The sequence below is a fragment of the Thalassobacillus devorans genome (assembly GCF_900176565.1).
Classification (GTDB): Bacteria; Bacillota; Bacilli; order Bacillales; family Halobacillaceae; genus Thalassobacillus; species Thalassobacillus devorans_A.
Genome location: NZ_FXEH01000006.1, coordinates 827,244 through 841,217, shown reverse-complemented (window position 1 = coordinate 841,217; position 13,974 = coordinate 827,244). Strand labels below are relative to the sequence as shown.

The following is a 13,974-nucleotide window of genomic DNA, read 5'->3' as shown; positions in this document are numbered from 1 at the left end:
ATGACCCATGTGAAGGTGTTTGATACCACCCTTCGTGACGGTGAACAATCAGCCGGAGTCAATCTAAACAAACTGGAAAAAATCGAAATCGCCAAGCAGCTGGAACGTTTCGGCGTTGATATCATGGAAGCCGGTTTTCCGGCTTCCTCAGAAGGAGAGTTCGAAGCGGTACGCGAAATCGCCCGAACCATCAAGAATGTTTCGGTGACAGGATTGGCTCGCGCAGTAAAAAGTGATATCGATACAGCATGGGAAGCATTAAAGGATGGTGTGGAGCCCCGTCTCCACGTCTTCCTTGCCACCTCCCCCATTCACATGACTTATAAATTGAAGAAAACACCGGAAGAAGTTTTGCAGACGGCAGTCGAAACAGTCGCTTATGCGAAACAGAAATTCCATCACATCGAATGGTCAGCGGAAGATGCTACCAGAACGGACAAAGATTTTCTTGTCAAAATCATCGAAGCTGTCATTGATGCCGGAGCTACCGTCATCAACATCCCGGATACGGTCGGCTATACGACACCGGAAGAATACGGCAAACTGTTCCGCTACCTGAAAGAAAACGTTCCAAATATCGATAAAGTCTCCCTTTCCGCCCATTGTCATGATGACCTTGGCATGGCAGTAGCTAACTCGATTGCAGCGATTGAAAATGGTGCAACCCAGGTGGAAGGTACGATCAACGGCATCGGCGAACGTGCCGGCAATGCTTCTCTTGAAGAAATTGCGGTCGCGATGAAAATTCGCCAGGATGTCTATCCATTTACAAACAGCCTGAACTTGAAAGAAATCAAACGGACGAGTGACATGGTAAGTAAGCTGACCGGCATGATGATTCCTGGAAACAAAGCAGTGGTCGGCCGCAATGCGTTTGCCCATGAATCAGGAATCCATCAGGATGGCGTCTTAAAAGAAGCCTCCACTTACGAAATCATCACACCGGAAATGGTCGGAGTGAAATCAAATAACATGGTGCTTGGGAAGCATTCCGGCAGCCATGCATTCAAAGAAAAAGTTCATGATCTCGGCTATCGCTTCAACGATGCCAAAATGAAAGAAGCGTTCAAAGCGTTTAAACAGCTGACAGCCAAGAAAAAAGAAGTCACCGACGAGGACTTGTTTACGATTCTGATGGATACGCAAGTCGACAGTGCTGCCATCAAAAAATATAAGCTGGAAGCATTCCAGGTCCAATATGGTTCTGCCAACCTGCCAACAGCGACTGTAGCTTTGACTACCCCGGAAGGAACAAGACTTGAACATGCCGGCACCGGTCAAGGAAGTGTCGAGGCGATCTACAATACGCTCGAAAGTCTTGTCCATGAAGAAATTCACCTGGAGGACTATCAATTGAGCTCGATTGGCAAAGGACGCGATGCCTTAGCAGAAGTCCATGTAAAAATGACCGTCAATGATACAGAAACAAGCGGCCGGGGTACTGCCCAGGACGTATTAGAAGCTTCCGCCAATGCATTTTTGAATGCGGTCAACCGCGTATTTGTCACCCAGCACGTTCAGGAACAAAAACAAGCGCACGTATAACCAACAAAGGACCACTACTTTTATTGAGGGAGGAAATTTTATGAACAAACATATCGTATTGCTGCCGGGAGATGGAGTCGGTCAGGAAATCATCGGTTCCGCCCGTTCCGTCCTGGAAGAAGTTGCTGAAAAATACGGTCATTCGTTTACGTTTGAAACTCATGCCATCGGCGGTACGGCTGTCGATGAGCATGGCACTCCCCTTCCGGAGGAGACAGTTGCCGCTTGTAAACGAGCGGATGCGGTTTTGCTGGGTGCGGTCGGTGGTCCAAAATGGGATGACCTCCCTTCCCACCTTCGTCCTGAAAAAGGATTGCTCGGCATTCGGAAAGAACTTGGGCTGTTTGCCAACCTTCGTCCGGTCAAAGGGTTCAAAAAATTACTTGGTGCTTCCCCGCTGAAGGAAGAACTTGTCGAAGACAGTGACTTGTTGATTGTCCGTGAATTAACGGGAGGGCTTTATTTCGGTACCCCTTCTGAACGCCAGGACAATGGACAGTCGGTTGTCGATACCCTTTTCTATGAGCGCCATGAAATCGAAAGAATCGTAGATAAAGCATTCCAAAGCGCTCGTCTGCGCCGCAACCATCTGACTTCGGTCGATAAAGCCAATGTACTGGAATCCAGTAAACTGTGGCGGGAAGTCGTCGAAGAGAAAAAGGCCGATTATCCGGACGTTACGGTCGAGCATATGCTTGTTGATGCGGCGGCTATGAAGCTGATTCAGAACCCTGCACAGTTCGATGTCATCGTCACAGAAAATATGTTCGGTGACATTCTGAGTGATGAAGCTTCTGTATTGACTGGATCACTGGGCATGCTTCCTTCTGCCAGCCTTCGTTCCGATGGTGTCGGACTGTATGAACCAGTACACGGTTCTGCACCGGATATTGCCGGGCAGAATATCGCCAACCCGCTGGCGATGATTTTATCTACAGCCTTGATGCTGCGCCACTCTTTCGGTATGGAAGAAGAAGCAGCCTGCATTGAAAAAGCGGTAGAAGAAGTCATCGACACCGGTTATCATACAAAAGATTTGAAAGTAGCGAATGGCATTGAAACGGATACGACGAACATGACTCGTAAAGTCGTGGAATATCTGACAGAAAGTGATGCGGCCAGCTGTATCATGAGTGCCTATGCCTGATTACTGACGCGAGGAGTGAAAACAATGACCCAGCCAAAAACAATCATCGAAAAAATTTGGGAGAATCATATCGTCCATCAGGAGCCTGGCAAGCCTGATCTGCTTTATATCGATTTGCATCTGATTCATGAAGTCACTTCTCCCCAGGCTTTTGAAGGACTAAGAATGAAGGGGCGGAAAGTGCGTCGTCCTGAATTGACGTTCGCTACGATGGACCATAATGTCCCGACGAAGCAACGGCATATCATCAAAGATGAAGTTTCAAAAAAACAGATGCACACCTTGAAAGAAAATTGTGAAGAGTTCGGTGTCCCGCTTGCTGACATCGACCACCCTGATCAGGGGATCGTCCACGTTATCGGACCAGAGCTTGGTCTCACCCAGCCAGGCAAGACCATTGTCTGCGGGGACAGCCATACCTCGACTCACGGTGCATTCGGGGCATTAGCCTTTGGAATTGGAACGAGTGAAGTGGAACATGTCCTTTCCACCCAGACACTTGGCCAGGCAGCTCCGAAAACACTTGAGGTTAAAGTGAATGGCAAGCTTGGCACTGGCGTTACGGCTAAGGATTTGATTCTGGCTATCATCGCCAAGCATGGCGTCCGTTTCGGCACCGGCTATGTAATCGAATATACCGGTGAAGCTGTCCGCAACCTTTCCATGGAAGAACGGATGACGGTCTGTAACATGTCGATTGAAGCCGGTGCCCGCGCCGGTCTGATTTCACCAGACGATACAACGATCGAGTACCTTCGCGGCCGACGCCATGTTCCGGATGGAGAAGCTTTTGATGAAGCTGCCGATCAATGGCGTGCCCTGGCTACCGATGAAGGTGCAAGTTACGATGCCACCGTTGAAATCGATGCCGATGAAGTCGAACCTCAGGTAACATGGGGAACGAATCCATCCATGTGTATTCCGGTCAGCGCCAATGTACCGGACCCTGCCAGCCAGGAAAAAGATTATGAGCAGGACGCTGTCCAGCGGGCTCTCGACTACATGGGACTGGAAGCCAACCAGCCGATCGACTCTGTTAAAGTCGATTATGTGTTCATCGGCTCCTGTACCAACTCCCGGTTGAGCGATTTGAAAAAAGCAGCAGATGTCATTCAAGGCAGAAAAGTCGATGAAAAAGTCACTGCCCTCGTTGTTCCAGGCTCGAGAACAGTCAAGGAACAAGCGGAAGCAGAAGGTCTGGATGTCATTTTCAAAACAGCCGGCTTTGAATGGCGTGAAGCAGGATGCAGCATGTGCCTGGCGATGAATGACGATATCGTCCCTCCTGGCGAACGGTGCGCATCTACTTCCAACCGTAACTTCGAAGGCAGACAAGGAAACGGGGCCCGCACCCACCTGGTCAGCCCGGAAATGGCGGCAGCGGCTGCACTTGAAGGTCATTTTGTTGATGTAAGAAAAATTACCGATACAGCAGTAAACAGATAGGAGGTCTTTCCATGGAACCGATACGCGTTCATTCCGGGCTTGTCTACCCATTGAATCGCTCAAATGTCGATACAGACCAAATCATCCCAAAACAATTCCTGAAACGAATCGAACGCCAGGGCTTCGGCCAATTCCTTTTTTATAACTGGCGTTTTGATGAAGAAGGAGAAAAACGTGACAGCTTTACGATGAATGATGAGAAGTATAATGACGCTTCCATTCTGGTCGCCGGAGATAATTTCGGCTGCGGTTCCTCCCGGGAACACGCACCCTGGGCAATTTTGGATTACGGCTTCCAAGTTGTAATCGCACCAAGCTTCGCCGATATTTTTTATAATAACTGCGTCAAGAACGGCATCCTCCCTGTCAAACTGACAGAAGATGAAACACAGGCAATCATTAAAAAAGCGGAACAGCAGATGCTTAACTTGACGGTTGATCTGGAAAAGCAGCTGGTCGTCGATGAAGAGGACTTCAGCTTCAGCTTCGACATTTCGGATTACCATAAACAGATGCTGTTGAACGGCTGGGATGAAATCGCCGTCACATTAACAAACGAAGACAAAATCACCGCCTATGAAGAACGTCAGCAAATTATTGGATGATGAGATTGGATAGAGTTTAATTCTTCCACCATCATTAGAAAATCATAATAAAAAATTATAAGGAGTGTGAAGACATTGGGAATTCGTTATTATTAACCAAGGTGGCGGATGCTATGGAACAGCTTTCCTCTGTTGTGCATCGTACCCCGCTCACCACTTCAGCGACATTAAATGAACAAACAGGAAAAAATGTGTTTATGAAGATGGAAAACCAGCAAAAAACCGGCGCATTTAAAATCAGAGGTGCCAGCTACAAAATCTCGCAATTGACCAAGCATGAAATGAAGCGTGGGGTAATTGCCGCTTCTGCCGGCAACCATGCCCAGGGTGTCGCGCTGGCAGCCGCAAAACGCGGCATCGAAGCAAAAATTTTCATGCCAGCCAACACACCGAAAGCAAAGACTAAAGCTACGGAAGGCTACGGAGCAAAAATCGTGCTGACGGGCGAGTCTTTTCAGGAAGCCTATGAGGCGGCTATCGAAGAACAGAAGCGATCCAAAGCTGTATTCATCCACCCTTTTGATGATCCCGATGTCATGGCGGGACAAGGAACGATTGCTATCGAGATGCTTGAGGACCAGCCTTCCCTCGATACACTTATCGTCCCTGTCGGCGGGGGCGGCCTGATCAGCGGCATCGCTTTTGCCGCGAAAAGCATCAACCCGGCCATCCAGGTAATCGGCGTTCAGGCGGAAGGTGCGAGTGCCACTTATAATCAGTTTCACTCCAAAGGGGCTACTTCCCTTCCATCTGTTTCGACGATTGCTGATGGAATTGCAGTAAAACGCCCGGGAGAAAAAACGTATCCGATCATCCGAAACTATGTCGATAAGATGATCACAGTTTCTGATCAGCAGATTGCGGCCACCATGGTCCAGCTGCTGGAACGGGAGAAAACTATGGTAGAAGGTGCCGGCGCTACAGCATTAGCAGCCCTCCTTTCCTATCATAAAAAAATCAACTCCCATAACTGTGGTGTCATCGTCAGTGGAGGTAACATGGATATTGCAAAACTCCCTGCCATCCAGTCCTTGTCTCAGCAAAACAAATATAAAGTCGTATGATCGTACAGGCAGCCCACGGTATGGGGCTGCCTGTTTTCGTGAACTATTTTACTCATTTTTCAATGAGATGATTAATGCTCGCTTTCTGGTGGTATGTTATACATTAAAAGGAGGCATTTGATTATGTTAAAATACATTCTGGCAGTACTACTGCCGCCTTTAGCAGTATTTATGGCAGGCAGACCAATGACAGCTTTATTCAACTTGATTCTGACAGCAATTTTCTGGATTCCAGGTGCCATCCACGCTGTCTTAGTCGTACGTAACAAAGAACTTGGCACCGTTTAACTAAAATTCATTCTGAAAGGCCCCTCTCCCCAGGGGTCTTTTTCATTTGGCTCTTTCCGTATCCTTTACTTCCCTTTAACTCATCACTGGATAGAACAGTGAAATAAATAAAGGTTCAGGCTAACCGCTGCGGAAATACACTACGCTTTCCGCAGGCGGCTGATGAGCCTCCTCGAGCTAACGCTCTCCGGGGTCTCATTTAGGCCTCTGCTCCTGCAGGAGTCTCCGTGTATTTCCTCCGCTGATAGCGTGCATCGTATTCTTTGCCTTCTTAGGTTCCATAGGTTTTTATATAGCAAATTCTTCATTAGAGAGTTCGTCTAAGCGTAGGCAGAATACGTAGACTCCTTGGGGAACAGCACGATTCCGAAGACCCCGCAGCGGTGGGTTTCCGCGAGGAGGCTGAGGCCGTGCCCCAGGAAAGCGAAGTATTCTGCCGAAGCGGCTGCGAAGCACTCTGGAAATATCACTGAGCAGTTTATAATTGCCTTTTCTTTTACACAGCTTACGGATAGGCATAGAATAAGAAGGAAGAAACATAGACTAGCCTAACGATATATAAGGAGGGATCCCATGCGAACTGCTAATCCTACGTTGAATGACCGGACTTTCAATAAACAGCGTGCTGCCACTGGTAAGCGCACGATGACGGTACAAGGGACCGTCAATCGAGTATTCATTCTGCTGTTCCTTTTGATGGCTACTGCCTACTATACCTGGAACCTCTACGCTGCAGGTGAGCCTGTCGGCGTCTACATTTGGGTTGGCATCATCGGCTCGTTGATTTTTGCTTTAATCACAGCTTTTGTACCAAAAGCGGCTCCTGTCACAGCTCCAGTATACGCCGCGTTAGAAGGGTTATTCATCGGAGCTATTTCGGCGCAGTATGCCAGTTTGTACGAAGGCATCGTCGTCCAGGCTGCATTGCTTACAATCATGACTTTATTCGGTCTATTGATTATCTATAAACTGCGTATTATCAAGGTGACGAAGAATTTCCGTATGGGTGTGATGGCTGCTACCCTCGGAATTTTCCTTGTCTATTTAGTGGATATTGTCCTTCGTGTCTTTACATCATCCATGCAAGTGCCCCTGCTCCATGAATCCAGTCTGCTCGGGATCGGCGTCAGTCTTTTCATTGTAGCGATTGCCGCCTTGAATCTCGTACTTGATTTTGATTTTATCGAACGGGCATCGAATCGCGGAGTTCCGAAGCACATGGAATGGTATGGAGCATTTGGCCTTGTCGTTACCCTTGTCTGGTTATATATTGAGATGCTCCGGCTGCTTGCAAAATTAAGAAGTCGCTAGAACCACCTGCAATCAGCTCTAGGCTGACTGCAGGTTTTATTTTTTCCGATAAGAGGAAGATAGATGGTAGAGGAGGTAGATATGATGGATCAAATGAATGATTTTCTCTATCAATTGAAACGGCATATGCAATACACAAGTGAACTCAGGGACGCTTACGAAAAATTGCCAGTCGAGCAAAAAGAAATCGTGAAAAATGCTTCCCCACGGAAGGAATCCCCGGAGGATCTATCCAAGCATGCCTATCAATGGCACGACAACCTGTTCAAGGTGGTTGACAAATAGAATTAGAAAAGGCTGTACCCAACTGGGTGCAGCCTTGGTTATGTATCGTACGATTTTTACAGACGCGCAGCTGGTTTACTAGACAGAAGGTGTAGCCTTCTGGACATCTTGATGAACTTACTAGACAGTTTCTGAAGTTTATTGGACACTTATTATTTTTTACTAGACATTGCTGAACATTTACTGGACACAGCCACTGATTACTAGACAATTTCAGAAATCAGACGTCATTACGGATGATTAAGTAAATGATCAAGCCGATAACCGGAAAAAATAAAGTGCCGATTAAAATGAGTAAGGCATACTCCTGGCTTTTACCTTTTCTCCGTGAATCGCGGTAAGCCCAAATGCTGGTTATAATATTCAGCACAAAGACCAGCACTCCAAATAATAGGAATAAAGCAAAAATGCTTCCCACTTCCACCATCAATATACGCTCCCTTCTGTTTCTCCCATTCTATTATCGGCTTCCTGCGTTTATGTTTCAAGAATTTGAAAACCATGCCTGAAGCTAATTTTATGATTTTCCTACAAAAAATAAAACACGTCTATGGTGTAGACGTGTTCATGTCGCTTGCCCTTCTTCAAACCAGCGATCTTCCCATAACCTGTACTCCCACTCTTTGATAAGATCGAGACCTGCCTGGAAAGAAGTACAATCTTTTTCACTAACAGGCCTGGCATGGCAGTCATAACTTCCATCACGCCTCGCTGTCATTAAGGCAACCTTCCATTTTTCTTTTACATCTTCCGCATCGGCTCCTCTTAATACGATCAGCCAGTACGCTGCCTCCCTGTCATTACTATTCACTAAACTTCTTAACACTTTCAGATCTCTTTCTCCAATCGAAATCGCTTTTTTCGTATAGTATTCTACATAATTCATCCCAGCCTTCCCCCTCTCCTGAAATCAAAATGGTAATTTGAATTTTCTGAATTCAGCGCTCAAAAATGTTGTGCTGCCCCTATGATTAAATTAAGAGCAGCACTTTCAACTATGCCAGTCGGAATACGACGCCATACCCGCCTTTCGGGTACTTCCATTCAATATTATCGTGAGGACAGCCAATCCTGCAGCTGCCGCATTCATGACAACCTTCATACCCCACCTGAATCCGGTCCCCTTCAAACTTATACACTTCTCCCGGACAAAAATACGTACAAGGCTTATCCGGACATTTTTCCAGGCAAATCGTCTGGTCAAGAATCTTCAAATGGGATTCCTTATCCGCTCGGAACCTGACGAGATATTGCTTTTCTTCAATCGTCGCTTTCGCCATTATTTCATCACCTTCCATGCCCGGTACATATCCTGTACTGTCCGGATTTTTCCGCGTTCCATAAACATATTGAAAATCCCTTTTTGCTTTTCCTGTTTACTTATTCCGTCCACGGTAAAGAAGATGCGGGCAGCCCGGTTCAGCATCGGAATATACTCTTTCAAATATTGTGGATGGTTTTCCAATGTTTCCGTGGCATCTTTATACTTTTCCAAGTCCTTGCCAATAAAGCTTTCGTAGACTTTTTCCCGGTAGATATCCAGTACTTCTTCCGTATACTTACCGGTTTGTTTTGCCAGCAAGATGGCTTCAGCAGCAAAACTACCGGATTTCATCGCCATATTGGAACCTTCGCGGTGAATGCCGTTGACGAGCTGGGCGGCATCGCCGGCAACAATCACTCCGTCACCAACCAGCTTCGGAATAGCATGATATCCTCCTTCCGGTATTAAATGGGCGAGATATTCCGCCTCTTCTGCTCCTTTAATGAGCGGTTTGACCATCGGATGATGTTTTACATATTCCAAAAGGTCATAGGGCTTCATTTTACTGTTAACAAGGCTCGACAATGTGGTTCCCACACCGATATTCAGGCTTTCCTTGTTTGTATACAGAAACGCTGTTCCGAGATGACCTTTTGTGGCATCCCCGAACATTTCAATGGTACACCCCTGCCCATCTTCAAGGTTGAACCGTTCATTGATGGTTTCGGCTGAGAGGTTGAGTACTTCCATCACCGTCAATGCTACTTGAGCGGGCTCGATTTCCTCGTGGAATCCGAGTTGTTTGGCTAGCAGCGAATTGACACCGTCTGCCAGTACGACGACATCAGCGTATACATCCCCATCCGGACGATCGGTTCTTACCCCGACGACTTTTCCATTTTTAACGAGACAAGCATCCACTACCGTTTCGTTGATTAACGTTACCCCTTGTTCCTGCGCTTTTTTTGCAAACCATTGATCGAACTTGGCACGCAATATCGTAAAGTTATTATAGTTCTCCTCATTAGCCCACGCCTGGCCCTTATAGCCAAGTGTAATCGCAGATTCTTCATCGAGCAGCCACATCCGCTGCTCTACTACTGGACGTTCAATGGGAGCTTCCTTCCAGAATTCAGGAATGATTTCTTCTAACTGCTGCTTATACAGCACCCCGCCCATGACGTTTTTTGCGCCAGGATATTCCCCTCGTTCAATTTGGAGTACTTTCAGTCCGTTTTTCGCACATAAATAGGCACAGCTGGTTCCGGCAGGACCGGCACCAACGACGATGACGTCAAATTTTTCAGGCATGGGAAACCACCTCTTCCTTCAGAAGCTCGTCAAAAGCATCAATCAGAACCGGCAGGATTTCCCTGGCATCCCCTACAATCCCATAGGTAGCGACATCAAAGATAGGAGCCTCCGGATCGTTATTAACGGCGATGATTATTTCGGAGTTTTTCATCCCGACTGTATGCTGGATCGCCCCGGACACTCCGATGGCGAAATAAATTTTCGGCGTCACTGTCTCACCCGTCTGCCCGACCTGGTGATCATGGGAAAGCCAGCCTGCTTCGACAGCATCCCTGGTACCGCCAACCGTGGCACCGATTGTTTCAGCAAATTGATGAATGAGCTGGAATCCTTGTTCATCTCCCATCCCTTTGCCGCCGCAGACAATGACATCGGCATCTTCCAGGTTTACCGACTTACCTGGTCCTTTGACAATTTCAAGTACCTTCGTGCGGATATCCGCTTCCTTCATGTCCAGTCTTTCTTCGATAACCGTGCCTTTCCGGGAAGAGTCCGGTTTTAATGCTTTCATCACCTTCGGGCGGACAGTCGCCATTTGCGGCCGATGTTTTTTACATAGAATGGTCGCCATGATGTTGCCGCCAAACGCAGGTCTGCTTGCCTCTAATAGTCTTTTATCCACATCGACATCAAGCATTGTACAATCGGCCGTAAGCCCAGTCTTCAAGTCTGTGGCGACTGCAGATGCAATGTCTTTTCCATTGGGAGTTGCTCCATAGAGGATGATTTCCGGCAGGTGCATGCGGGCTAATTTTCCCATTCCTGCTAAATAAGGTTCGGTTCTGTAGTCCCTTAAAATAGGTGCATCGATGACATATACTTCATCGGCACCATGATGGATCAACGGATCGGTAAGTTGTCGGACTTCATGCCCTAACAATACCGCTGCAAGCGGCGTTTCCAGCTTATCTGCCAACTCTCTCCCTGCGCCGAGAAGCTCAAGCGATACTCCTGCTATGCTGCCATCGACAACTTCAGCGAACACCCAAATACCTCGATGGTCTTCTATCATACCGCTGCTCCCCCTTTCTTTTGGAACAAGTGCCGTTTTTCATGCAATACATCGAGCAGCTGGTCCACTTGCTCCTTGGGGGTACCTTCCAGCGTGTGGCCGCCTTCCTGCTTCGGAGGTGCAAACATTTTCCCTACTATGGTCGGCGATCCTTTCAGTCCAAGTTGTTTTCGGTCTACTTCTCCTAACTGGTCGACATTCCAAACGACCGGTTGATAAGAGACTGCTTTCAACATATTCGGAAACGGTGCATATTCAATCTCGTTTATTTCTTTTTCTATTGTTATCAGACAAGGAAGTGAAGTACGGATATGGGCATAACCGTCTTGAAGCTTACGTTGAAGTTCTACGTAGTCTTTGGTGACTTTTGTGATGGAAGTGATGTTTGTTACTGGCGGGATGTCGAGCCTGCTGGCAATACCGGGTCCTACCTGCCCGGTATCTCCGTCAATCGCATGTTTTCCGCAGAAAATCATATCGATCGGGGAAGCAGAACTGATTTTTTCGAGCGCTTTTGTCAGGGCATAACTGGTGGCTAATGTGTCGGCTCCGGCAAATGCCCTGTCGGAGATCAAGTACCCTTCATCAGCACCGATTTCGATACTTTTTTTGATAACCGCATCGGCCTGAGGCGGCCCCATGGATAATACGGACACCTTTCCTCCGTATTCGCGTTTCAAACGCACGGCTTCCTGTACCGCATGAGCATCATAAGGATTCATGATCGAGGGGACGCCCCGCCGGTCCAGCGTATTTGTTTTCGGATTGATTTTGATTACTTTCGTATCTGGTACCTGTTTCACACAAACAACAATGTGCATGCAGTATCAACCCCCTTTCTTTTAAATGGCCTTGTTCCCAACCCTAACCAGCAAAGGAGCAAAGCCTGATAGTAAGATTTTCTGTCCATCATTTGTTAGCGCTTGCAAGATTGGGTGAACAGGCGAATGTTCCCAAGAGCAAGACAGATAACGGGGATGAAATCTATCTATTCCGATTAGATGATGACAGAAAATTCATTTTCCACCTTGATACTAGCAAACAACTGAACCTTCCTCTATGACATACATCACAGATTGCTCAGGGTAAGGAATAATTTTTGCAAACGACGATGAGATATATGCTAGTTTTATCTTTACTTGGTCCTCCCCTCATGTATTTGGGCATAAAAAAACCTGCTGCCTTTTTAGCAACAGGTTTGTAATCTTTACCACCGCTTGACGGCGGGTCTTGATGATTTTCTGAAGAAACGGAACACTTGCCTGATGAGGCCATACAACGTATAACAAACACCAAATACTACGACTGCGAGCAGCTGCACAGCCAATGCTTCCTCCGTAATACTACCATTTAATTTCACCACCCTGTACAACTGAATGCTGATCAACAGATTGGTTACCGCCAGGCTGATCACCAAAAATGTGAGCAGCCGCTTCCAGTTGGCGTGCATAAGCCATAACGTAACCGGTTCAAACAGCCAGACTCCGGCAGCCAGCAGCATAAACGGCAGAAGAAAATGTATATAAATCGGATCGATTCCAAGGATTGCAAACGTGTCGAGATCGAACTGCAGCCACTTGCTTATCATATTCCAATTAAACCAGTCTTTCATTTCATCACGTCCCCTTTTCATTTACGACCAGTGTGGCCAGGCCAGGGGGATTTTAAACCCATGTAAGTAATCGGAAAGAATGATAGCCGGTCAGCTTTTACTTCTGATATAATTCGTTCATCAGGAGGAATTTGAATGAAAAAAGCAATCCTATTCGTGCTGATCGGCGCCTCGCTTTGGGGAACGATCGGGTTATATGTAAAAATGCTGGAACAAGCAGGCTTTACCCCTATGGAAATTGTAACGATCCGGGTGTTTTTCGCCAGCGTGTTTCTGCTTGGCTATATGCTGCTCCGGTATCGTAAACAGATGAAACTGAAAAACTGGAAAGACATCCGGTATTTTATCGGCACCGGAATCGGGAGCATTGTGTTCTTCAACTATTGCCTGTTTGCCAGTATGGCAGAAACCAACATCCCAATTGCCACTGCCCTCTTATATACTGGTCCAGCTTTTGTCATGATTCTATCTATTATTCTATTTAAAGAGCCGTACACGGCTAAAAAGGGGCTGGCACTAGGGCTGACACTGGTCGGTGCTGCTTTTGCAGTTGGTGCCTTTCCCTCACCGGATGCAAGTTTATCTACTGCCGGTATTTTACTCGGAATCGGATCCGGCTTCGGCTATGCCTTATATAGCATTTTCAGCAAATTCGCCTTTGTAAAATATGACAGCCTGACCATCACCTTTTATACATTTATTACGGCGACAGCGGCTTTGCTTCCGTTTTTTCCTTACGGAGAAAAATTGGCGATTCTATTGTCTCCCGGCCCGCTCATGCTTGGCATCGGACTTGGGTTGTTGCCGACAGCTGTTGCCTATATCTCCTACACACTCGGATTATTTGAAATGGAAGCATCGAAAGCGTCCATATTGAGCACCATCGAACCGGTAGTGGCCATTATCATCGGCATTACTGTTTTTGAGGATGCCTTCAATGGATGGCAAATGGCTGGCATGCTTGCTATCATTTCTGCAGTGGTCGTCATTTCAAAAAGTCGTAAACGTGTGAAAATCACAGCCAGGGTGTGATTTATATCATTATCTCCATAGTGGATACCTTGTATGATAGAGGTAACCA

At 47.0% G+C, this 13,974-nt stretch carries 16 protein-coding genes; 9 read left to right on the top strand and 7 right to left on the bottom strand.

Features of this window, described 5'->3' with window-relative positions; translation table 11 throughout:
- The 8 genes from B9Y67_RS15165 (at position 1) to B9Y67_RS15130 (ending at position 7,691) form a co-directional block, all read left to right on the top strand.
- The gene (locus tag B9Y67_RS15165; RefSeq protein WP_085507894.1) at positions 1 to 1,545 is read left to right on the top strand and encodes a 2-isopropylmalate synthase; all 1,545 of its coding nucleotides are present in this window, start codon (positions 1 to 3) and stop codon (positions 1,543 to 1,545) included.
- Positions 1,546 to 1,585: 40 nt separating this feature from the next.
- Positions 1,586 to 2,692 carry a 3-isopropylmalate dehydrogenase gene (leuB, locus tag B9Y67_RS15160; RefSeq protein ID WP_085507892.1) on the top strand — a complete coding sequence of 369 codons (1,107 nt, stop codon included), beginning with the start codon at positions 1,586 to 1,588 and terminating at the stop codon, positions 2,690 to 2,692.
- Between the two features lie 24 nt (positions 2,693 to 2,716).
- Complete coding sequence (gene leuC / locus B9Y67_RS15155; RefSeq protein WP_085507890.1) at positions 2,717 to 4,138, top strand: 3-isopropylmalate dehydratase large subunit; 1,422 nt, start codon at positions 2,717 to 2,719, stop codon at positions 4,136 to 4,138.
- A gap of 11 nt (positions 4,139 to 4,149) precedes the next feature.
- Complete coding sequence (leuD, locus tag B9Y67_RS15150; protein ID WP_085507887.1) at positions 4,150 to 4,743, top strand: 3-isopropylmalate dehydratase small subunit; 594 nt, start codon at positions 4,150 to 4,152, stop codon at positions 4,741 to 4,743.
- A gap of 113 nt (positions 4,744 to 4,856) precedes the next feature.
- Complete coding sequence (gene ilvA, locus B9Y67_RS15145; protein WP_085507885.1) at positions 4,857 to 5,807, top strand: threonine ammonia-lyase; 951 nt, start codon at positions 4,857 to 4,859, stop codon at positions 5,805 to 5,807.
- 123 nt (positions 5,808 to 5,930) lie between these two features.
- Positions 5,931 to 6,095: a YqaE/Pmp3 family membrane protein gene (locus tag B9Y67_RS15140; RefSeq protein WP_082412042.1), complete on the top strand. Its 165-nt coding sequence runs from the start codon at positions 5,931 to 5,933 to the stop codon at positions 6,093 to 6,095.
- A 573-nt stretch (positions 6,096 to 6,668) separates the two neighbouring features.
- A complete protein-coding gene (locus B9Y67_RS15135) occupies positions 6,669 to 7,406 on the top strand; it encodes a Bax inhibitor-1/YccA family protein (RefSeq protein ID WP_085507882.1) in 738 nt (245 codons plus the stop codon).
- An 84-nt stretch (positions 7,407 to 7,490) separates the two neighbouring features.
- Complete coding sequence (locus B9Y67_RS15130) at positions 7,491 to 7,691, top strand: hypothetical protein (protein WP_254901823.1); 201 nt, start codon at positions 7,491 to 7,493, stop codon at positions 7,689 to 7,691.
- A gap of 220 nt (positions 7,692 to 7,911) precedes the next feature.
- On the opposite strand, the gene B9Y67_RS15125 is transcribed toward B9Y67_RS15130, so the two are convergent.
- From B9Y67_RS15125 to B9Y67_RS15095, 7 genes are all read right to left on the bottom strand, one after another.
- Positions 7,912 to 8,118: a PLDc N-terminal domain-containing protein gene (locus B9Y67_RS15125; RefSeq protein ID WP_085507881.1), complete on the bottom strand. Its 207-nt coding sequence runs from the start codon at positions 8,116 to 8,118 to the stop codon at positions 7,912 to 7,914.
- Between the two features lie 138 nt (positions 8,119 to 8,256).
- Entirely contained in the window at positions 8,257 to 8,577 is a 321-nt protein-coding gene (locus B9Y67_RS15120; RefSeq protein WP_085507880.1) for a hypothetical protein, read from the bottom strand.
- Positions 8,578 to 8,686: 109 nt separating this feature from the next.
- Entirely contained in the window at positions 8,687 to 8,971 is a 285-nt protein-coding gene (locus B9Y67_RS15115) for a ferredoxin family protein (RefSeq protein ID WP_085509213.1), read from the bottom strand.
- Positions 8,971 to 10,266, bottom strand: a complete 1,296-nt coding sequence (locus B9Y67_RS15110; protein WP_085507879.1) for an FAD-dependent oxidoreductase — start codon at positions 10,264 to 10,266, stop codon at positions 8,971 to 8,973. Before B9Y67_RS15110 ends, B9Y67_RS15115 begins: the two co-directional genes overlap by 1 nt.
- Entirely contained in the window at positions 10,259 to 11,281 is a 1,023-nt protein-coding gene (locus B9Y67_RS15105; protein ID WP_085507878.1) for an electron transfer flavoprotein subunit alpha/FixB family protein, read from the bottom strand. The genes B9Y67_RS15110 and B9Y67_RS15105 overlap by 8 nt, the downstream gene beginning before the upstream one ends.
- Positions 11,278 to 12,102 carry an electron transfer flavoprotein subunit beta/FixA family protein gene (locus B9Y67_RS15100; protein WP_085507877.1) on the bottom strand — a complete coding sequence of 275 codons (825 nt, stop codon included), beginning with the start codon at positions 12,100 to 12,102 and terminating at the stop codon, positions 11,278 to 11,280. Before B9Y67_RS15100 ends, B9Y67_RS15105 begins: the two co-directional genes overlap by 4 nt.
- A gap of 386 nt (positions 12,103 to 12,488) precedes the next feature.
- Positions 12,489 to 12,893 (bottom strand): hypothetical protein, encoded by a 405-nt coding sequence (locus B9Y67_RS15095; RefSeq protein WP_085507876.1) that lies wholly within the window; start codon positions 12,891 to 12,893, stop codon positions 12,489 to 12,491.
- Between the two features lie 135 nt (positions 12,894 to 13,028).
- Between B9Y67_RS15095 and B9Y67_RS15090 the strand changes: the two genes are divergently transcribed.
- Entirely contained in the window at positions 13,029 to 13,925 is an 897-nt protein-coding gene (locus B9Y67_RS15090) for a DMT family transporter (protein ID WP_085507875.1), read from the top strand.
- Positions 13,926 to 13,974 lie beyond the last annotated feature (49 nt).